Below are 18992 nucleotides of genomic sequence, written 5' to 3' on the forward strand. Positions count from 1 at the left end.
GCGGCCCGATCTATCGGGTCGCCGCATTTTCGAGAGCGCTGCTGAATCTGACCTCGATCGTGTCTCCCGGCACGACCTCGGTGTCTTCTTGGGCAAGCTGTTTTCGCCATTCTTCGCCGACCTTGCGAATGATCGTGACCTCGGCCTGGACCTTCTCGCCGGCAACCGGCAACGGCAGTGCGGCAGCTCCCGTGGGCTGCAACTTTTGGCTGGCGGCGCGAAGCCTTGCGCTGACGTCGGCAAGGCGCACGTTGGTATCCTTCAACTCGATCAGCAGACCCATCCGCCTTTGGTTGTCATTGCGTTCGTGCTGTCTGGCAAAATCGTCCTGCTGACGTCGTGCTCTCATAAGCTCAACCGACGTTTCGAGTGCCCGGCTGGAAGAGAGAACCAAAGCGCGCCGAACGTCGGCGAGCCGGTTGTTGGTGAGATTTCCGGACTCAAACGCTTTCCTTACGCGCGCCAGATCGTCTTCGTCCGCCTTCACCCCATCCGCTTCGGCCTGCTCGCGTTTGAGCAAGGTCTCGGTTTGTGCGGCGGCATCCTTGCCGCTTTTATCCAGAAAGCCCTGCTCTTGCTGGAAGTTGTCCAACGAGAGCTTCAGCCCTTCCGCTTCAGCCTGCGCGATCGCCGACGCAAAACTTGCCGGCAAGGGAGATCCTTGTGGTGGCTGCATGTCGAAAGTCGGTTTGTCCTGAAGTTCGGCGCGGATGCGGGCGCTATGAAAATAATCTCTCGTATATTCCCCCCAAAGCGACTCGTAATCGCGCCGCAGATCCACCGGATCTGGGCCAACCTGGTTTGCCCGGGACCGCAAAAGGCTGAAACCGCCTGACACGGCAATCGCCTGCCGCACGGTCATCAGCGGGCGGTAGGCCTGCTGTCCGGGAGTGAGCACGTCGCCGGTCACATAGATCGGCCTGTACTCCGCAACCACAGCGGTCACGTCTGTCGGCTTGATGACGATCATTTGCTCCCGCCCATCAGGCAGACGCTGGTGGAATATCTTGGTCGGCAAGATCGTCTGCATGCGCGTTTGCAGTTCAGCCGGAGTCAAGCCGCCCACCGAAACCATACCGACTTCGGGAAGCGCGATCGTGCCGTCCATCTGGACCACCGCACGTTGCGTTCGCTCCGGGATGGAGGCAATTCCAATCTCGACGGTGTCGCCGGCAGAAAGTCGATAGGCGACCCGCGGTTCCGCTGCAGCAGCCGTATCCATGGCAGCCAGCATGCCGAGCATGACAATAAGGATTCGATCAACGAGGACCATGGGCGACAATCTCCTTCTGGCTCGAATCCGGCGATACCGCGGCCGCAATCAACAGCGGAGCCAATCCTCCCGGGCGAAAGCTCATGTCATGTAACCCATTTCGTGTCGCACCCGGCCTTCGCTGAGGCGCCCTTGCCACCATCCGATGGTCCGCTCCAAGCCTTCGCGCAGGCTGGTCTGGGCACGCCATCCAGTCTTGCTTTCGAGGAGCGAAGAATCGGCCAGCAAGGCACGCACCTCGGAATTCTGCGGCCGCAGGCGGCGCTCGTCCCGGTGGATTGGTTTCTTGCAGCCACTCAACTCGATCACCAGATCCAATATGTCCGAGATCGTCACAGCGCGCTGGCTTCCGGCATTGTAGGCATGGCCAAATTCGAGCTCGGCGGAACCTGCGGTCAAAAACGCCGCCGCGGTGTCTTCCACGAAAGTAAGATCGCGGATCGGGCTTGTGTCTCCCACCATGATCGCCGGGCATTTTTTGTCGAGAGCCTGGCGTATAATGGTCGGTACGATGGCCCGCTCACTCTGGCGCGGGCCGTACGTATTGAAGGGCCGCATGATGACCACGGGGATGTCGAACGATCTGGCGTAGGACTCCGCCATCATGTCCGCGCCGATCTTGGATGCCGAATATGGTGACTGTCCCTGCAACGGGTGGGATTCGCTGATAGGCATTGTCAGCGCGGTGCCGTAAACCTCGCTTGTCGAAGTGTGCACTACACGCTCCGTCTCCCATTGGCGCGCCGCTTCGAGAACGTTGACCGTGCCCAGGATGTTGGTCTCCACATAGGACTGGGCAGCGGCATACGAATACGGGATAGCTATCAGTGCGGCGAGATGAAACACGACCGCCTGGCCACGCACGATCCGGTTAAGGAACGCGCTGTCGCGAACATCGCCGCGGACGAGATTCAACTGGCGTCGTATGGTGTCGGGCAAATCGTCCAGCCAGCCGTGGCTGTCGAAGGAATTGTAGAGTGCCAGCGCGGTGACGTCGGCGCCGCTGCGGACGAGTGCTTCGGTGAGATGAGAACCGATGAACCCGTCGGCACCCGTAACCAGAACTTTCCTGCCCTTGTATGCCATGACCCAAGCGTTCCCCCTATGACGTGAGGCACTGACTTTGCAAATCCACGAGAGCGCGGATGTCCCACCTGCTCTCAAGGTCCAATCGGCGGCGGCGAAACCACGCCAAGCACCGCCAGCAAGCCGCGCACCATCCACACAACATCGGAGCCGATCGTGCGCTGCGGATAATAGGAAAGGTCGAGCCTGGCTTTGGCAGGAAACAGAACCTGGCGATAGAACAGTAGCGGGTCCACCGATCGCGGATAGAAACGGGCTTCATGCCGGAAGAGAACCTGGGCTGGACCCAGCAAGCCTGGCTTGTATTGTAAAACGTCTTCGAAGCCCCCGTGAAAACAATCGGCGAAGGCAAGGCTCTCCGGGCGTGGCCCGATGATTGCCATCTCGCCTCTGAAGACGTTCCAAAGCTGTGGCAGTTCGTCGAACTTGGTGACGGCGAGGAACCGTCCTATCGGCGTCATGCGGCTGTCATCGGCCATGGTCAGAGCCAAGCCACCGGGGTCGCATTGCACGCTGAACTTGCGGAACTTGTACATGCGGAATGGGCGAGCACCGGCCCCGACGCGGGTCTGTGTGAAGAAGATGGGCCGTCCGCCTTCCAGCAGCAGCGCCACGGCAATCAGCAGCATCAGCGGGGCGAAGACGATCGCCGCGGCTGCAGCAATGACGAGATCGATTGCTCGTCTCGCAGACCCATGGGCGGCGCTCGAGACGTTAGACCGGTGAATGGCTAGGTCCAGGGCATTCATGCGGCTGTTCCTGTCTGAGCGCAATTATTGACCGCCGCGGCAAGAGCGACGACTACCGATTCGACCAATGGCGCGGTGATCTGCGGATGCAGCGGTACAGTCAGTTCGCGCTGCGCGAAATCTTCAGTGCGCGGTAAGTGAGTACCGGGAATGAGCTCACGATAGAGCGTCATCTGGTGCACCGGCGGGTAGTGGATAGTGGTTTGTATCCCTTGCCCGCGCAGTGCGTCGATGACGTCTTGCCTGTCGGCGTAACGTGGCAAAAGGATAGGCATGATGTGGTAGGCCGACGTCCGCGGCTCGTGGAACGGGATGGTCACGGCCGGGCAATGCTTCGCTATGAGACGGCGATACAGCATGACCAGGATACGCCTGATCTCATTCCACTCCTGCAGATTTTGCAGCTGGACCAGTCCGATCGCAGCCCGCAATTCATCCATGCGATAGTTGAATCCGAGCATGGTGACATCATACTGAGGGGTGCGGCTGTTCAGCCTTTGACGTGTCCCGGTGGTCATCCCATGTCCACGCGCCTGGCGGATTGTCTCGAGCAGACCGGCATCCCTGGCGATCACAGCCCCGCCTTCCGCCGTGGTCATGTTCTTGTTGCCGTAGAAGCTGAAGGCGGCCGCGGCACCAAATGTCCCCACCTCCTTCAAGCCCGGCGCATGCGCCGCGTCCTCGACGATGTGCAGCCCCCGGGCACGGGCGAGCCTCTGCCATTGTTCCCGATCGGCGAGGTAGCCGGCGAAATGAACGAGAATGATTGCCTTGGTGCGGGCCGTGCATTTCGCTTCGGCTTCCACGATCGACATCAGCGGCACGTCGGCTGACTCGATGTCGACGAAAACCGGCGTCGCACCGACATAGAGGACCGCATTTGCGGTCGCCACGAACGTCAAGGATGGCACCAGCACCTCGTCGCCCGGTCCGATGCCAAGTGCGTGCAAAATGAGATGAAGCGCTGCGGTGCAAGAACTGACCGCGACGCAATCCTCCGCATCATGAACGTCGGCAAAAGCTTGTTCGAAGGCTCGTACCTGCTCCCCCATGGTCAGCCAGCCGCTGTCGATGACCTTGGTCAAAGCAGTCTTCTCCGGCACACCCAAGATCGGGGCACTGACCAAGAGCATCACAACCTCCTAGACTGATAACTGTGGGAACCGGGCTCGTGACTTCATCATGCAGCCGTCGCAGTGACCTCGATCGAGGCCGACTGGTCTTCCCAGGAAATGGTCTGTGCGTTCTGAAAATCGTCGACGCGCCCGATATCGAGCCAGAGACCCTCATGTTTGTACACGTGCACGGTTGTGCCGTTCTGCATCATCTGCAGCATCAGATCGTCGAACCCAAAGGGTATGCCGGATGGGATAAACTGCAGAACATCCGGGTTCATGCAGTAAATTCCCATGCTGACCAGATGCGAAAGCGTCGGCTTCTCGCGAAAGACCTGCACGGTATTGTCGACTTCGTCGATGACGCCGAAATCCATCTTGATCAGGCGACAGGCTGTTGCGATCGTCACTGGATCGGTGTGCTTACGGTGCGCTGCTACAAATCGACTAAGGCTTAGATCCGTGAGGACATCGCCATTGAGAACGATGAATGGCTCCGTCAGTTCATCCCTGATCAAAGACAGTGGCCCGATGGTGCCAAGCGGCTCCATCTCCTGCGTATATCGAATTTTCAGGTTCCACTGCGAGCCATCTCCACACACGGTGCGGATCAAGTGGCCGAGATACCCGGTTGTAATATAAACTTCCTGAATGCCGTTGCGTCGCAACCATTTCAGAAGCATCTCGAGAACCGGCCGTGCGCCGATCGGCATGAGCGGCTTCGGCAAGACCGAAGTGAAGGGGCGGAGGCGTGTTCCCATTCCTCCACATTGAATAACCGCTTTCATCCTGGTCCTCCCTTGTTCATTCGGCCTGAACGCTATCGTCACGGGCCGGCTATCCTGCCCTGGTCAGCACCCGGGAAACGCGTTCTTGTCCCCTCAGAAGAACCGGTGAGATTTCCCGTAGAAGACCGGTGAGATTTCTCCACTGTCCCCTGATCCGGACATTGCATCTGGATGGTATGTGGCCGTCAGGGTGGATGTCGTCGTGCATTCGAATGGTAACAATTCAGCCGTTTTGCTGTTCTATATCTTTAGACCTATAGCACTGCTGAACGGCCGGCCGGTCTGTCAGCTGTCCAAAAGGTCAGAACGCATGTTCGACGACGTTCGGCGGGTTTCGCTCATAAGGGGCAAAAAAAGAGGAGCGTTTCCCGTCATTTAAGATTATATTAGAAATCTGGCGTTTGCGGTGTTGGGGGTGCCGCAGCGTCGGCTGGATGAATCGACGAGTGGATGGCCACGACTTTCAGGCCATTACCGTTCAATCCATTCAGATAGGCGTTGGGGTAGTTCAATGTATCGAATCGTCATCGCCGACGATCACGGCTTGTATCGTCGCGGCTTGCGATTGGCACTGACCGCAGGCATTCCAGGTGTGGAGATCTTTGAAGCGTCCTGTTTCGACGCGGTGCTCAGTTTGCTGGCAGAGCAGTCGTTCGTGGATCTTGCGATCCTGGATCTGAATATGCCGGGCCTGTTCAATCAAGAAGTGCTCGGCGGGATCCTGTCTGCCTATCCGGACACGCGATTTGCGATCGTTTCCGGAAACGATTCACGCTCGGAAATACTCACGGCTCTGTCGATCGGGCTTCACGGCTACATCGTAAAATCGCAGACGGACGAAGAGGTTGTTTTGGCCGTCAATGAAATCCTCTCCGGCCGCATCTATGTTCCTGCACTTCTGTCACGCCCGGGAGCGACGCAAACAACCCACGCGCATACCCATTCCGACGACAAAGGCCCACAGAGGCGTACCGCTGGCGTCAACCTTGGCAGGCTGACTTCGAGGCAAAAAGAAGTCCTCAAGCTGATGGCGGAAGGCTATTCAAACAAGGAAATTGCGCGCGATCTGGAAATCGCAGAGGCGACCACGAAAATCCACGCTGCTGCGGTTCTGCGTGAATTGGGGGTACGCAATCGGACCGAGGCTGCCGTTATGCTGAAGACTTGGCTTTCGAGACATGCCAGCTAGAGCGCCGCGCGTCCTTTTGGACGTGCAAACGGCGTCCCAAGACTCCTCATGCATTTTACTGCATATCCCAAAGCCGCGGCGCAGCTTTGGGCCGACGACATTCTTGGAAGGAACCCTGCGCATCTCAAAGGCCGCTCAGCGCGACCCGCCTTTAGATATCTGCTTTCCGATTGGAGTACTGCACTACAATCCGATTTCCTTGCGTGACAGCCGCAGCGAATACCGCAACCCTTGGTCCGATATTTCCAGCCTGGGAGAGTGACCGACAAGCGGCGCTCCATCCACTCCGATTATCATGGAACCGAAGCCATGACGGACTACGCTTGAGGTCCTACGCCGCCCCGATTCCACCCACTCGAACACGATATCACTGCCTGTTTCTTCAGGTGCGAACGTCCAGCTTACGTCGATCCGGCCTTTTGGATCGGCAAGCGCTCCATATTTCATGGAATTGGTGGCAAGCTCGTGAACGATCATTGCAAAACTCTCGGCGGCGCCTCCCGACATCGCCACGGAAGGACCGCTGACCGATATCGCACGTGTTCCAATATATGGGTGCAATTCTTGCGCAACGAGATCGTTTATCGCCCCCGATACGCTGCCGTTGCGTGAAAGAAGCAGATGGGTTGCCTCGAGCGCGCGTATCCGGTCGATCAGCATTTCCTTGTATTTGGCGACGTTGTTTCCGGGAACATCGACCATTTTCACGAGCGCCGTGATCACCGCGAAAACGTTGCCGAATCTGTGACGCTGTTCGAGCATGATGCGCTCCCGCTTCTTTGCCGCGGCGCGCAGCAGCGTGGTTTGTCGTCTCTCGCTCAGGTCGGCAGCCACTCCAAGCCGCTGTCCACCATCATCATGTCTTTCCTCCCTTCCGCGCAGCGCAACCCAGCGGATATGTCCGTCCGGTCGGCGGACGCGTATCTCAACATCGTAATTCGTGACCGATGGTGCGGCCTTTCTCGATGCCGCCAGCTTTGGCCAGTCCGCCGGATGAACGACAGCTGACAGCTCCTCCAAACTGCGGCTATTGGCCTGGGCCAGGCCGAGAATGTCCCAGAACGTGTCCGAGCCCGTGACTATCCCGCCTTTAAGGTCTATGCGCCACGTGGCCAAGCGTCCAGCAGACAGAGCGAGGTCCAGCCATTCCTTCTGGGCCCGAAGCGCTTCGTGAACAGCGCGTCGTTCCGAAATATCGTCGACCACCACGAAGATGCTCTCCGAGAGGCCACCCTCGGGCACGGACGAAGAAAGCGTTAGCCTGGCCCAGAATGCCGTACCGTCCTTTCGTGACAGACGCACCTCCGAAACGAACGAAGAAATGTCATTGCCCAGCCTCGCCAGCAATTGCGCCAAGGTATCCCGGTCGTTCGGATGGGCGAGCGTATCGAGCTGCAATTGGGCAAGCTCCTCCTCCTTGTACCCGGTCATCTCACAAAGGCGTCTGTTGGACTGCAGCAACTCACCTTTCTTGTTGGTGTTCGCGAATCCCATGGCAGCACGTTCGAAGGCCCAACGATAGCGGCTTTCGGTCGCCTCGACGGCAGCGAGCCTGGCCTCCGCGACTTCCAGCAACTCACGCAAGTCCTGCCGCAGACGATGGAAGGTCATGGCAATCACGCCACCCGAAACCAGAAGCAGGATTGCGCGTGCCCAATCTCCACTTGAAATCTGATCGTGTCCTCGTGCCCACAGCCCGACAGCCACCATCAGAATGGTCGCAGCGAGCGCCGGTACACGGTCTTCGAGATAGGCGATAATAATAATAGCCGGAATAAATTCCAGAAAACTGGCGCCTTGCCCAATATAGGCTGACGATTTTATTTCGAATATCAGTGTGGCAGCTAACACCGATGCAGAGGCAATATGAGTTAGCAATCTGCCCGACGGGTTCGAATTCGACCTGCGCGACTGCGAGCTCATGGACACAGACTACAACCTTCTGACTAGCCCGTCGAGACTAGAGCAAAAAACGTACAGCTTAGTACCACTGCCGGATTGCCATACCGCTATCATAGCGCGCATTTTATCGGACGCAGCGGGGCCTAAGAGCTGCCTTAGAACTGTCGGATCATATTAAGTTTTCAAGGTGGTGATGAACGTATTATCCGTCAGCGCATAGAAGACTAGAATCCAGCTACACATAGAAGACTACATGAATCCCGAATACTTATTTCGGGCGTGTGAAACTTTGGGTTAGGGGTAGAAAATGAATCTGATCGATAGACAGGTCGATGCTTCGAGCAATCGGTACATTGTTACGAGGACCAAGTATGATTTTGAAGCGCGGAATACGCGGCCCTCTTCTGGTCACCTTCCCGATCGCGCATCGGATCCATTGGACGCAAGGTTCGGCGAACCAAAAGGCCGCAGTCTGGAATCCATAACCGGCGTGCTTGATCGCATTGGCTGTGGCTATCTCGTGCTGAATCGCGAAAGAAAAGTAGTCGAGTGGAACGCAGCCGCCCAAACCACGCTTGAGCGCCAGGGCGAAGCGGCCGACACGGCGAGCGGACTTACGGCCGCCCTAAGGCGGCTGATCGCGAATGTTCCGGGCCAATTCCTGCCGGGCTCGTTGTCTTGGGTGGTGATCCGCAGCAGGGGCGACCGACCGGTGATACTGAACGAGAACGGCGTTATCGCTCCCGACGGAACGAGCATTGTGGCGCTGCTGGATCGCGACAACAGGTCGGGGCCAAATCCTCGGACGCTGCAAAGAATGTTTGGCTTGACGAGCGCAGAAACGCACCTCGCCTTGCGCTTGGCCCAGGGCGACGCACCTTTGGAGATCGCTCGCAGCTGGCGTCTCAGCCGCACCACGATCCGTTCCCAGCTTGCCTCGCTGTTCGCCAAGACCGAAACAAAACGCCAGGCGGAACTGGTGGCCCTTCTTGGGCGTATTTCGGTCCTGCCGTAAGGCCGGCCACTTAGATCCAATCGCCGGACGTCGGCAGCCGCCCGGGATTCAAACTGCGCAAGCTGGTGTGTCATGACTTGGCAGGTCGTGCACCGCATTGCGCACTCCACTAGGTTCGATGCGCCAGCGTAAATATCGGAAGCCGCAATCCCGGACCGGCTATTCGGTACTGTCGAACGGATTTCGAAAGGCGACAAGTGGACAACGATCTATGCAGCGATTCTGTCCTTGCCGCAGCGGAGAAGATGGAAATCGCTCGATCCCGTTCGGACCGCGCGGTGAAGAAACTTGCACGGACAGGACCGATCGTCGTCACCGGCGCCGCAGGCTTCATTGGTTTTCACGTGGCCTCACGGCTTTTGCGTCTTGGTGTCAAAGTCGTGGGCGTCGACAATTTCACGCCCTATTACGATCTGCGGCTCAAGGAAGCGCGGTTTGCACGCCTCTGTAGCGAGGCGAAGTTCACGCCGGTACGAATGGATCTGGCGGATGCCGCGCGCGTTCAGTTGCTGTTTTCAAACGTTCGCCCCTCACACCTTGTCCATCTCGCGGCTCAGGCCGGCGTGCGTCATTCACTTGTTGACCCGCACGCCTATGTGCAATCGAATATAGTGGCGTTTCTCAACGTCCTTGAGGGCTGCCGGCATCATGGCGTCAGTCATCTCGTCTACGCCTCTTCGAGCTCCGTCTACGGCTTGAATCGAACCATACCGTTTTCCGAAAACCACGGCGCCGATCATCCCGTCAGCTTCTACGCCGCCACCAAGCGTTCGAATGAATTCATGGCGCATTCATACAGCCATTTGTTCGGCCTGCCCGTGACCGGACTGCGCTTCTTCACCGTTTATGGCCCTTGGGGCAGGCCCGACATGGCCGTCTACTTGTTCACGCGCGCGATCGTCGAGAGCAAACCAATTGAAGTAGCCAATGCCGGCCGCGTGTGGCGAGATTTCACCTATATCGACGATATCGCTGAGGGCGTGGTTCGAGCACTTGCTACACCGCCGCAGCCGGATCCGAATTGGGACCCTTGCACCGCCGACCCTGCCACAAGTTCCGCGCCGTATCGCGTCTACAATATCGGCAACGACCGGCCCGAGGAGATTAACCGGCTGATTTCGATCATCGAGACCGCTCTTGGCAGCCGGGCAGTTCGCGTGGATGTGCCGTTGCCGCCTGGCGACGTTCTGGAGACGCGCGCCGACGTCAGCGATCTTCGCCAGGCCGTCGGCTTCGCCCCGGCAACACCGCTAGAGGACGGAGTGCGACGCTTTGTCGAATGGTACCGGGACTTTCATGGAACGGATGCCGCGGCCAGCGTACGGCAACAGACGTTGGTGAATGAGGCCACCGTGTAGGCCGCGGGCCCTGTCGGGCGATGATCTGCCTCTCGGCGCGTAACGCGTCGGCCACAAAGCCGCACTCGCCAGCCTCTATCCGACACAACCCTGGACTCGAAATTCCTGAACGCTGATGCCGTCGCGTATCGGGGCGCGACGGTCTCAAATCAGCGCAGGAACCAATGTCGCCGCTGGCCTTCGACTGCGTGTGTTCTGAACGATGTTAGCGCAAAGATCAGCCCAGGGATAATTTTCAGCCGTTTGCTGATGTAGATCGACATCGCCACATTCCAAATCGCCAACGCAAGCGCGAGGCCCACTGCGGCGCCCGGCGCGCCGTAGAGCGCAATTCCTGTGGCACAGCCTGTGATACTGGCCGCAGCGCCGACGATCATGGTTGCGGCTGCCGCCCATTCGTTTCCGGTCATCATCAAGAGGAGCATCTGGGGTCCGCACAGCGCGACAAAGACATATCCGAGAATGAGTATCCGCGCGACGGGTGCCGCGGTACTGAAATCCCCGCCGAACCAGTTCAACAGAGGTTCAATAATCGCAAGCATCGGGATGGCCATCGTTAGAGCCCCACCAGAGGAAAGTAGGGCGGCCCGTGAAAACAGCTGCTGCAGAGCCAGCCGATCGCCTCGGGCATGAAGGGCAGCCGCTGTCGGCGCAAACATCGTAGAGACGGCAACCAGGGAAAGGCTCACAAGCAAGGCGACGTTCAATCCCAATGCGAAAATGCCTGCTTCGCGAATGTGATGCGTCCAGCCCAGCACCATGACTCCGGCCCGGCTGATGAAAACATCGAGCCCAGCCATGAGCATCATTGGCGGAACCGCGGACCACCATTCCCGCGACTCGTCGCCTGGCTGAACCTGCCGCAAGCCAGGCGGCTGAAATTTTGTCGCCATGACGAACACCAGGCCGACCGTGATGGCTGAACTTGCCAGCACCGCCTGCATCACCAAGGGTGCGTTGGGGGTCCATGATCCGGATAAGCCCGCCATTCCCAGCAACGTCAACAAGAGGCCGTCGCGCACTATGCGTTCCGGCAGGAGGGCCGAGACACCGCCGCCGAAAGCACGAACAAGTGTTGCGCCCAAAGCGTAGGCGGTGACCAAAGGCACTGCTGCCATGCCTAGCAGCTGGCTGATTTGAAGCTCCTTGTGAGAAGGATCTGAAAAGAAAAAGATCAAGGCGGCGCCAACGATGCCGAATAGTGTCGCCGCCGCCAGCGACCTCTGCAGAGCAAACCTGATTACGCCGTGTACCAGGTCAAGCCGCCCTTTGGCACTGTAGGCGGAGACGAAACGCAACAAGGATACATGGAAACCAAGCGTTGCAAGATAGGCAAGCACCGAGGTCCAGGCCAGAACATAGGAGTAGATGCCATAGCTGGTGGAGCCAACGATGCGCGCAATCAATAACTGCGCCAAGCTGGTCAAGCCCGCACCCCCGATATAGACCAAAAGAGCGAAGATGCTGGCATAGCCGAGACCCCGGCCCGTGTCCTCCTTGTGCGGCAAAACCATATTCGTTGGAGCAACGGAGGCCGCAGGGAAGCGGGCGAGCTTCGGATCGCTGAAATCGTCGATGTCTTTTGCGCCGGCGTCGCGCATTTCATCGCCTTGATCGCCTTTGGCCGCGGACCCTGCTCCGGACTGCGAGATCGTCGATATTATCTTCCGCTCGACAGGTCGAATGCCGTGGCGGTCGTTACGCGGAATCCCGCATGTGACATTCATGATGTTCTCTCGAGCAAGAGATCCGCGCTGTCCCCAAACCGGTAGCCGGCGTGTTTCCTAAGATTGACCTGCGTGAGAACGCTGCCTACGGGGACCTGAGCCGTCTCGTCCTCCGTCAGCAACTGCAGAACACCACGCGCGATGCTGCGACGCGTCCTGGCCCAGCGAACAGCGAAAAGAACCGCGTCAGCCCAGCCCGTCAGTAGCCTGGCCTCAGGTCCTCCAAGTCCCAGGGGTCCATTTATGATGACGATGCTGTACATCGAGCGCAGCTCATCTGTGACCAGGGAACCGTCGATCATGGACAGTTGCGGCAGCAGATCCTCTGATGGTGCGAGTGCCATGAAGTCGATTCCAATTTCAGGCATTCCCGTGACCGCGTCGTGCAGCGGACAACGGTCGCTCATATAGTCTCCAAAGGATTTATGCGGCTTGAACGCACCGAATTCGTTCAGAAACTCGTTCGTGAGGCGGGCGCCCGTGCCATCAAGATCGAGAAAAAGCACTCGTCCCCCAAGTCGGGTAGCTGCCAAGGCGAGGCTCCATGCGAGCTCGGTCTTGCCATCATGCCGGACGCTGGACGTGACGAGGATGACGTGCGACGCACGGCCTCTCGCTTTGTTGAGAGCCACGGTGACAAGGAGAGAAGTGACGGCTCGGCTGTAGCTGCAGTTTTGCTGGCCGAGAACCAGCTGCTGTAGTCGTTTCGCGTGTATTGTGGGCGCTTCCGGTATCAGCCCCAGGCACGGAACCCTGAGCGCGGCTTCAGCTTCGGCCCCGCCGCGCAAGGTCTGATTGAGACGGCTGCGGACCAAGACGAAGACCCCGCCAATGAGGCCAAACACGATCATGCCGGGCGGAATAAGAAAGATGGGCGGCAGGGTTTTTGGATTCGTTGGCGGCCATGCCGCTGAAAGGATCGAGACCCCGGGCAAGGGAGTTGCGATGCGCTGCACCAGATCCTGTTGTTGGGTGAGAAGCTGGTTGTATCGCTGCGTCAGGATGCTGACCTGCGGCTCGAGCGCACGCAAGCCGGAAAGCCGGCCGGCTGTGTCGGCCACCACCGCATCGAGCACATTCTTACGGCCCTCCAGAGCAGCGATCTGGGCACGGTAGATGTTCCCCTCCGCCGCAATGCGAGCAGTGCCTTGTTCGATCTCGCCGTTGATCGCAGTGCTAAGGCCCGCATCCGCATTGTCGTTGGCTTGGCGGGCCGCCATGTCGGCCAATACCGGAGACCCGATCGCTTCGGCGAGCGCCGCGACCGATGCTCCTTCCTCTCGCAAAGCCTCGATGTGCTGAAGGTGAGATTCCGTCGCTGAGAGATCCGCTTTCGACAAGGATATCTGCTGACTAAGTTCGGCTGTCTCCTTGGCAGCGTTATCCGCCGCACCTTGATCGACCGCGCCATGGCTCAGTCGATACTTTTCCAGGCGGTCGGTCGCTTTCGCCAGGTCGCTTTGTACGACCGGCAGGCTGGCGACGATCGAGGCGAGTTCCAGCCTGTCTGACGCCCTGCGCTTCTGTGCGAGATCGTCGATGTATACTTGGACGAACGTATTGGCCACCAGGGCGGCTCGCGCCGGATCGTCGTCGGTGAAGCCGACGGTGATCACCCTTGATCTCAGTTCCTGTCCAACCCTCATGCCCTTCCGCAATGCCTTGAGTTCGGCTGCATCGGCCGCCTCCGGCCTGCCCTGCGGCCAAATCCTTTCTAGCAGACCAGCTGCGAAGGTGCGTATGTTCTGCAGGTTGCCGCCTACCGGGGCGGCGCGGGAATTTCCGACATCACCTTGCTCAGCAATGTTGCCGATCTTTGTCTCGCGTAGGGCTGCCACCAGGCGACGCAGATGCCCCTGCGAAGAGAGCATGGTTAAGTGGTCATCAATGCTCGCATCCAGCATCTCCTGAGCAGAATCCGCACCTCCGGGAGCCGCGTTCCTGCCAGGAGCATCGACAATCACCTGTGCGGTCGCCTCGAACAGGACAGGACGCACAAAACCCGCAAGCCCAGCCAACACTCCGCCCAAAATCACCATTGCAAGCAGGAACCATTTTCTCCTCGCGATGGTAATGAGGAGTTGATGGAAGGGGGTCTGCGCGTCGACCTGTTCGCGCAGGAATGGCCTCATGCGCGGATTGATCTCGCGCGTCGGCACGTGCATTTCAGTGGCGCGCGGAAGGTGAATTCGGCTGACTATGGAACCTTCCATCTCATACTCCTGTCAGTTCGAGCGCTGTGGACATGCCCGTTGCCGGCCCGGCGGACCGCCCGGCCTCGTTGCGCCAGGCCTGGAACATCAACGCGGGCCACAAATCGCGAGAATGATCCTGTCTTCCGTCAAGATGGTCGCGCCAGCAGGTTTCGACCTTCGCAAAGTCGAAGATCCCATCTCCGGAGAGGCGTATATCGGCGACTAGATCGCTGGCCCAGATGCGCAACGGGCCGCTCAGCCAGACTGCTATGGGAACATCGAAACCCTGCTTCGGCCGGTCGATCAGCCGTTGCGGAACATAGCGGCTAAGCAGCTGACGAAGAAGCCACTTGCCTTTGCCATTGCGGACCTTCGCATGTGCCGGCAGCCGCCAGGCGAATTCGACAACCCGATGGTCGAGAAGCGGGCACCGGCCTTCGAGGCTATTGGCCATGCTGGCGCGGTCCAACTTCACCAATATATCGTCGGGCAGGTAACCGGCCATGTCGTCGTACAAGAGACGGGACAGCAGGCCATCAAGCCGGGGGGACCCTTGAATTGATGTGGGCGGCGTGTGGAGTGCGAGGCTCCCGGTCGATGCTCCGGTCAGCCGTCGATGCAATTCGTCCTCATCTGACGCAGCGAGCAGCCGAGCGAGGCGATGCAGCCGGTCGCTCCGCAGCGCGTGCCGTCCACTCGCCGAAAGCGGCAGCTTGCCGACGAAATCGTGACGCGCTGCACGGGCCAGCAATCCGACCCCTGCAGCAAGCGCGTGACGCAGCGGCGACGGCAGCGCATGCTGTCGTTTCAACCGCGCAGCCATGAAATGACGGGCGTAACCGGCGAAGCATTCATCGCCACCGTCGCCTGATAGGGCCACCGTAACGTGTTGGCGAGCGAGCCGCGCCACGAGCAAAGTCGGTATCTGCGATTCATCGGCGAACGGCTCATCCCAGATCCGCGGCAGTTCCGGAATGACTTCACGCGCAGCGGCTGCTGAAAGGTGGAGTTCAGTATGATCGGTGCCCAGGTGCCGCGCGACCTCCGCCGCGTGGGGAGCCTCATCAAACCCGCCTTCTCCGAAAGCGATCGTGAATGTGCGCACCGGTTTTGGCGATTGGGCCTGCATCAGCGCCACAACCGTGGAGCTGTCGAGGCCACCAGACAGAAAGGCACCCAGCGGCACATCGGCTATCATGCGTTCCCGGACGGCAAGTCGAAGCAGGTCGTCGAGTCCATCGGTCAGTTCTTCGTCGGTACCGGCGATTAGATTCTGTCGACCGTTCGCGGCGACTTCAGGCAGCGACCACCAGTGTCGGGCGCGTTGCGAAAGGGATGCGGCGCTGCGCGCCTCGGCAAAATCCGCCGCCGTCACGGACAGGACCGAGCCCGGAGGTAGCTTGAACACGCCTCGCCAGATGCAACAGTTACCCGGTACCCATCCCTTCGAAAGCATTGTCGCGGCCGCGTCGAGATCGAGCTCCTGACAGAAACCTGGAAAACGATGGATTGCCTTCAACTCGGAGGCAAAAACGAGCGCATCGCGCGTTGCAGCAACATAGAGCGGCTTCTTGCCCATTCGGTCGCGGGCGAGATGGAGGGTCCTGGTCTTTAGATCCCACAATCCAAATGCGAACATGCCAGCGAGGCGCGTGAGTGCGGTGTCGAGACCCCAGCTCTCGATTGCGCACAGCATCACTTCGGTATCGCTGGCGCCACGGAACCGATGGCCAGCGTCTTCAAGCTCGCGGCGCAGATCGCGGAAATTGTAGATCTCGCCGTTGAAGGTAATGGCATATCGGCCACTTGCCGAATGCATCGGCTGGCGTCCTGCTTCCGATAGGTCGACTATAGCCAAACGCCTGTGGCCGAAGGCAATGCCGGCTTCGCGATTGATCCAGAAGCCTTCGCCATCAGGCCCACGATGACGAAGGGCCGTCGTCATCTGGCCAATTGCCCTGAGCGGCTTGATGTTGGCGGCATCGGGTGCAAGGAGAATTCCGGTAATCCCACACATGCCATCACCTCAGGTCGCTAGAGGTTGCCGAAATCGTTCGCGGCGTTCCGGCAACAAGGCAAATGGTAAGCGCAAACCACACGATTGGATGGCGGATGATCAGATGTGGCATTCCGAAGATGACGATCGACACCACCAGCACGAACAGGGCATCGAGCTTCGCACGCCATGCGCATAAAGCCGCCGCGCCGACAATCCAGACCAGGGCCAGGACCGCAACCAAACCACCTTGAGTGTACAGATCGAGAATCGTGTTGTGAGCCTCGAAAGGCCGGGGCAGAAATTGGCTGTAGGAAATGGGCGGGCGCTCCAGATGCGGGCCAGGACCAAGGCCCAGGGATCCTGACGTTAGGCCCTTGGCCAATGCATCTCCCCAGAGATGGATTCGAAGTGCAGCGGTTTCGGCGGTCGCTTCGCCGCCCTTGTCCTTGGTAAGACTCAAGGCGAACTGTTCGACGCTGCCCACCTCCGTGACGATGTAAGGCGTCATCGACATGGCCAACGGAAGGAAGCCAATCATCAGCAGGAGGGTAACTTGCCGGGACAGGCTGACCTTGCCGTCACCGGCTGCGAGCCATGTCCGAACCCGCAGCCCAAGAAATATCAGGCCGACCAGGACCGTCGTGTAAAGATAGGTATCACTCTTCGTCAGCCTTCCGACATAGATGGTCAGGATAAGGCTGCTGAGCCCGGCCAACCTCGCCCACGGCTTGCTTGTAGTCGTCGCAAGATGCAAGGCGAGCGGACCAAGGAGTGCGCAATAGAGCGCGAGCTGGTTGGGGTTCTCGGACCAGCCTCGGAAGCGATCCCAGTACCAGGGATCGACGCCGGATTGGTGGATCCAACCCCATCCAAGTGCCAGCTGAACAATAAAGCATGCATTCGCAATAGCGACCACCCACCAGGCAGCACTGCGCAGACGGCGATCCGCGTCGGGCTCCGCGGCGGCCAGGCAGGTGACGCAGATCAGCAGCAGGTAGGCTACCATATCGTGCATCACCACCGACAGATACAGTACCGTGGTCAGGTAGCCAACGATGGTGCCAATACCCAGAGCGAGCGTGATGATCAGCCAGAAGCCCGCAACACGGATCAGGGCGGGCCTGACTACCAAGTGACCGCCGGCGAGCACCCGCCCGATCGACAGCATGATCCAAAGCGCGAGAAACAATTCGCCATAGCCGTAGGGCAAGCCCGGAACTGAGAGCTGCGCCGCATACGACATGGCCACGCCGCAGGCCAGGATCGCGTCCCGGATCATCGGCGCGCTCCACCCGATCCGCGGTTTGCAGCAGGCTCTTCAAGCAACACCGGCGATGCCGGTCGAGCGAAGCCGCCCTGGGATTTGGCACTAAGGACATTGTCGTAGAGATCGCAATATTGCTCGACCACCCAGGGCAGCGAGAACTGCGTCCGGACGAGCTCGACAGAGCGAGCGCCCATGGTCCGTCCTTTCCGGCGGTCGGACAGGACCTCTGTAATTCGAGAGGCAAGGCCGTTCGCATCGTGCGGGGGGACGAGATGGCCGTTCCATCCGTCCTCGACCACCTCATTGCAACCAGGCATCATCGAGGCGACGATAGGCAATCCCGCGAGCCCTGCCTCCAGCAGGACGCGCGGAATCCCTTCTCGGTATTGTGTTGGAAAGGCGAACAGATCGGCCATGCCAAGAAGCGCAGGAACGTCGCGTCGTGGACCCAAGGCGATGACATGCGGCACATGTCGATCGATCTCAGCCTTGTCCACTGCAAATGGGCCCTCGGATTCCAATGGGCCGACAAGCACGAAACGGGCATTGGGCCTTTCCGACAGGATGCGAGGGACTGCCTTGAGGAGTGTCGGGATGCCTTTCTGGCGCGTTAGCCGGCCGACAAAAATTACGATCTCGGCGGATTGGAGCCCAAGCTCTTCGCGCATTTTCATCGCCGACGGGGCAAGATGCCTTGCCATGGCGAACGCATCGACGTCGATTCCAGAACTGCGGATCACTCGTCCGCTGCCGCGTCCGATCAGTCGGTAGCGTTCAAAGAATGCCTGATCATCCCGATTCTGGAACACCGTAGCCGCCGTCCATAACGACGAAAGCCATTGCAGTCCGCAAAAGATTGGGCGCAGGGCAAGGGCGCGCGGTTCCAGCGACGAGAATGTCCAGCCCAGACCGTTGATAGTGCGCACGACTGGAACGCTTCCGCGCACCGCAAGTGGCGTCACCAGGTTGGGCTTGGTGTCGAAGCTTTGGATAATGTCCGGCCGGAGTTCCGCCATCAGCTTTTGAATGGTTCTGATGGCGGCCCATTCTCCGCTGCTGCTGGAAAATCGGTCGAAACCGTAGCTGCGATGCGGAATGCCATGCCGCAGGAATGCGGCTTCACCGCCGCTCGACACCGCAGTAACACGGAATCCCTTCTCTCGCAGCGACATCAAGAACGGAATTCGCAGGGCATGATCCTCGCCTCCGACACACACCAGATGCGGATTCATCCTGCGTCTCCTGACCGTTCGCTGTAGCCCGATCGCGCGAAGTGGCCGGCCCTTGAATTTGCTTTCATGGTGTTGGTTTCGCTACCCATCTCGCCCA

The 18992-nt window shown here is 59.3% G+C and carries 14 protein-coding genes; 3 read left to right on the top strand and 11 right to left on the bottom strand.

Features of this window, described 5'->3' with window-relative positions; all coding sequences use genetic code 11:
- Positions 1–10: 10 nt before the first annotated feature.
- From NKI59_RS10950 to NKI59_RS10970, 5 genes are all read right to left on the bottom strand, one after another.
- Positions 11–1273, bottom strand: coding sequence for a polysaccharide biosynthesis/export family protein (locus NKI59_RS10950; RefSeq protein WP_352704136.1), 1263 nt, complete (start codon positions 1271–1273; stop codon positions 11–13).
- A gap of 81 nt (positions 1274–1354) precedes the next feature.
- Positions 1355–2359, bottom strand: a complete 1005-nt coding sequence (locus tag NKI59_RS10955; RefSeq protein WP_023675622.1) for an SDR family NAD(P)-dependent oxidoreductase — start codon at positions 2357–2359, stop codon at positions 1355–1357.
- Between the two features lie 74 nt (positions 2360–2433).
- Positions 2434–3108 carry a sugar transferase gene (locus NKI59_RS10960; protein ID WP_352704138.1) on the bottom strand — a complete coding sequence of 225 codons (675 nt, stop codon included), beginning with the start codon at positions 3106–3108 and terminating at the stop codon, positions 2434–2436.
- Positions 3105–4241, bottom strand: coding sequence for a DegT/DnrJ/EryC1/StrS family aminotransferase (locus tag NKI59_RS10965; RefSeq protein ID WP_023675620.1), 1137 nt, complete (start codon positions 4239–4241; stop codon positions 3105–3107). Before NKI59_RS10965 ends, NKI59_RS10960 begins: the two co-directional genes overlap by 4 nt.
- 47 nt (positions 4242–4288) lie before the next feature.
- Complete coding sequence (locus NKI59_RS10970) at positions 4289–5011, bottom strand: nucleotidyltransferase family protein (protein WP_023675619.1); 723 nt, start codon at positions 5009–5011, stop codon at positions 4289–4291.
- 511 nt (positions 5012–5522) lie between these two features.
- On the opposite strand from NKI59_RS10970, the gene NKI59_RS10975 reads away from it, so the two are divergent.
- Complete coding sequence (locus tag NKI59_RS10975) at positions 5523–6200, top strand: LuxR C-terminal-related transcriptional regulator (RefSeq protein ID WP_023675618.1); 678 nt, start codon at positions 5523–5525, stop codon at positions 6198–6200.
- Positions 6201–6383: 183 nt separating this feature from the next.
- Here the strand turns inward: NKI59_RS10975 and NKI59_RS10980 are convergent, their stop codons facing one another.
- Positions 6384–8123: a PAS domain S-box protein gene (locus NKI59_RS10980; protein WP_023675617.1), complete on the bottom strand. Its 1740-nt coding sequence runs from the start codon at positions 8121–8123 to the stop codon at positions 6384–6386.
- A gap of 286 nt (positions 8124–8409) precedes the next feature.
- Here NKI59_RS10980 and NKI59_RS10985 point away from each other — a divergent pair, with 286 nt between their 5' ends.
- Together NKI59_RS10985 and NKI59_RS10990 are read left to right on the top strand one after the other, a co-directional pair.
- A complete protein-coding gene (locus NKI59_RS10985) occupies positions 8410–9117 on the top strand; it encodes a helix-turn-helix transcriptional regulator (RefSeq protein WP_352449679.1) in 708 nt (235 codons plus the stop codon).
- Between the two features lie 245 nt (positions 9118–9362).
- On the top strand, positions 9363–10475 hold the full coding sequence (locus NKI59_RS10990; protein WP_352619917.1) for an NAD-dependent epimerase: 1113 nt from the start codon (positions 9363–9365) through the stop codon (positions 10473–10475).
- A gap of 149 nt (positions 10476–10624) precedes the next feature.
- Here NKI59_RS10990 and NKI59_RS10995 read toward each other — a convergent pair whose 3' ends face one another.
- From NKI59_RS10995 to NKI59_RS11015, 5 genes are read right to left on the bottom strand one after another with little or no spacing between them, the layout of a single operon-like run.
- The gene (locus NKI59_RS10995; RefSeq protein WP_352704140.1) at positions 10625–12202 is read right to left on the bottom strand and encodes a lipopolysaccharide biosynthesis protein; all 1578 of its coding nucleotides are present in this window, start codon (positions 12200–12202) and stop codon (positions 10625–10627) included.
- Complete coding sequence (locus tag NKI59_RS11000; protein WP_352576392.1) at positions 12199–14415, bottom strand: GumC family protein; 2217 nt, start codon at positions 14413–14415, stop codon at positions 12199–12201. Before NKI59_RS11000 ends, NKI59_RS10995 begins: the two co-directional genes overlap by 4 nt.
- Position 14416: 1 nt before the next feature.
- The gene (gene asnB, locus NKI59_RS11005) at positions 14417–16414 is read right to left on the bottom strand and encodes an asparagine synthase (glutamine-hydrolyzing) (protein WP_352704142.1); all 1998 of its coding nucleotides are present in this window, start codon (positions 16412–16414) and stop codon (positions 14417–14419) included.
- Positions 16415–16418: 4 nt separating this feature from the next.
- Positions 16419–17675 carry an O-antigen ligase family protein gene (locus tag NKI59_RS11010; protein WP_352704144.1) on the bottom strand — a complete coding sequence of 419 codons (1257 nt, stop codon included), beginning with the start codon at positions 17673–17675 and terminating at the stop codon, positions 16419–16421.
- Positions 17672–18895, bottom strand: a complete 1224-nt coding sequence (locus NKI59_RS11015) for a glycosyltransferase family 4 protein (RefSeq protein ID WP_352704146.1) — start codon at positions 18893–18895, stop codon at positions 17672–17674. Before NKI59_RS11015 ends, NKI59_RS11010 begins: the two co-directional genes overlap by 4 nt.
- Positions 18896–18992 lie beyond the last annotated feature (97 nt).

Source organism: Mesorhizobium sp. M0598, assembly GCF_040320865.1.
Taxonomy (GTDB): domain Bacteria; phylum Pseudomonadota; class Alphaproteobacteria; order Rhizobiales; family Rhizobiaceae; genus Mesorhizobium.

Coding starts and splice junctions, on each gene's coding strand:
- NKI59_RS10950 (WP_352704136.1), bottom strand. CDS start 1,273: ATGGTCCTCGTTGATCGAATCCTTATTGTCATGCTCGGCATGCTGGCT.
- NKI59_RS11000 (WP_352576392.1), bottom strand. CDS start 14,415: ATGGAAGGTTCCATAGTCAGCCGAATTCACCTTCCGCGCGCCACTGAA.
- NKI59_RS10955 (WP_023675622.1), bottom strand. CDS start 2,359: ATGGCATACAAGGGCAGGAAAGTTCTGGTTACGGGTGCCGACGGGTTC.
- NKI59_RS10970 (WP_023675619.1), bottom strand. CDS start 5,011: ATGAAAGCGGTTATTCAATGTGGAGGAATGGGAACACGCCTCCGCCCC.
- NKI59_RS10965 (WP_023675620.1), bottom strand. CDS start 4,241: ATGCTCTTGGTCAGTGCCCCGATCTTGGGTGTGCCGGAGAAGACTGCT.
- asnB (WP_352704142.1), bottom strand. CDS start 16,414: ATGTGTGGGATTACCGGAATTCTCCTTGCACCCGATGCCGCCAACATC.
- NKI59_RS10980 (WP_023675617.1), bottom strand. CDS start 8,123: ATGAGCTCGCAGTCGCGCAGGTCGAATTCGAACCCGTCGGGCAGATTG.
- NKI59_RS11010 (WP_352704144.1), bottom strand. CDS start 17,675: ATGATCCGGGACGCGATCCTGGCCTGCGGCGTGGCCATGTCGTATGCG.
- NKI59_RS11015 (WP_352704146.1), bottom strand. CDS start 18,895: ATGAATCCGCATCTGGTGTGTGTCGGAGGCGAGGATCATGCCCTGCGA.
- NKI59_RS10960 (WP_352704138.1), bottom strand. CDS start 3,108: ATGAATGCCCTGGACCTAGCCATTCACCGGTCTAACGTCTCGAGCGCC.
- NKI59_RS10985 (WP_352449679.1), top strand. CDS start 8,410: ATGAATCTGATCGATAGACAGGTCGATGCTTCGAGCAATCGGTACATT.
- NKI59_RS10975 (WP_023675618.1), top strand. CDS start 5,523: ATGTATCGAATCGTCATCGCCGACGATCACGGCTTGTATCGTCGCGGC.
- NKI59_RS10995 (WP_352704140.1), bottom strand. CDS start 12,202: ATGAATGTCACATGCGGGATTCCGCGTAACGACCGCCACGGCATTCGA.
- NKI59_RS10990 (WP_352619917.1), top strand. CDS start 9,363: ATGGAAATCGCTCGATCCCGTTCGGACCGCGCGGTGAAGAAACTTGCA.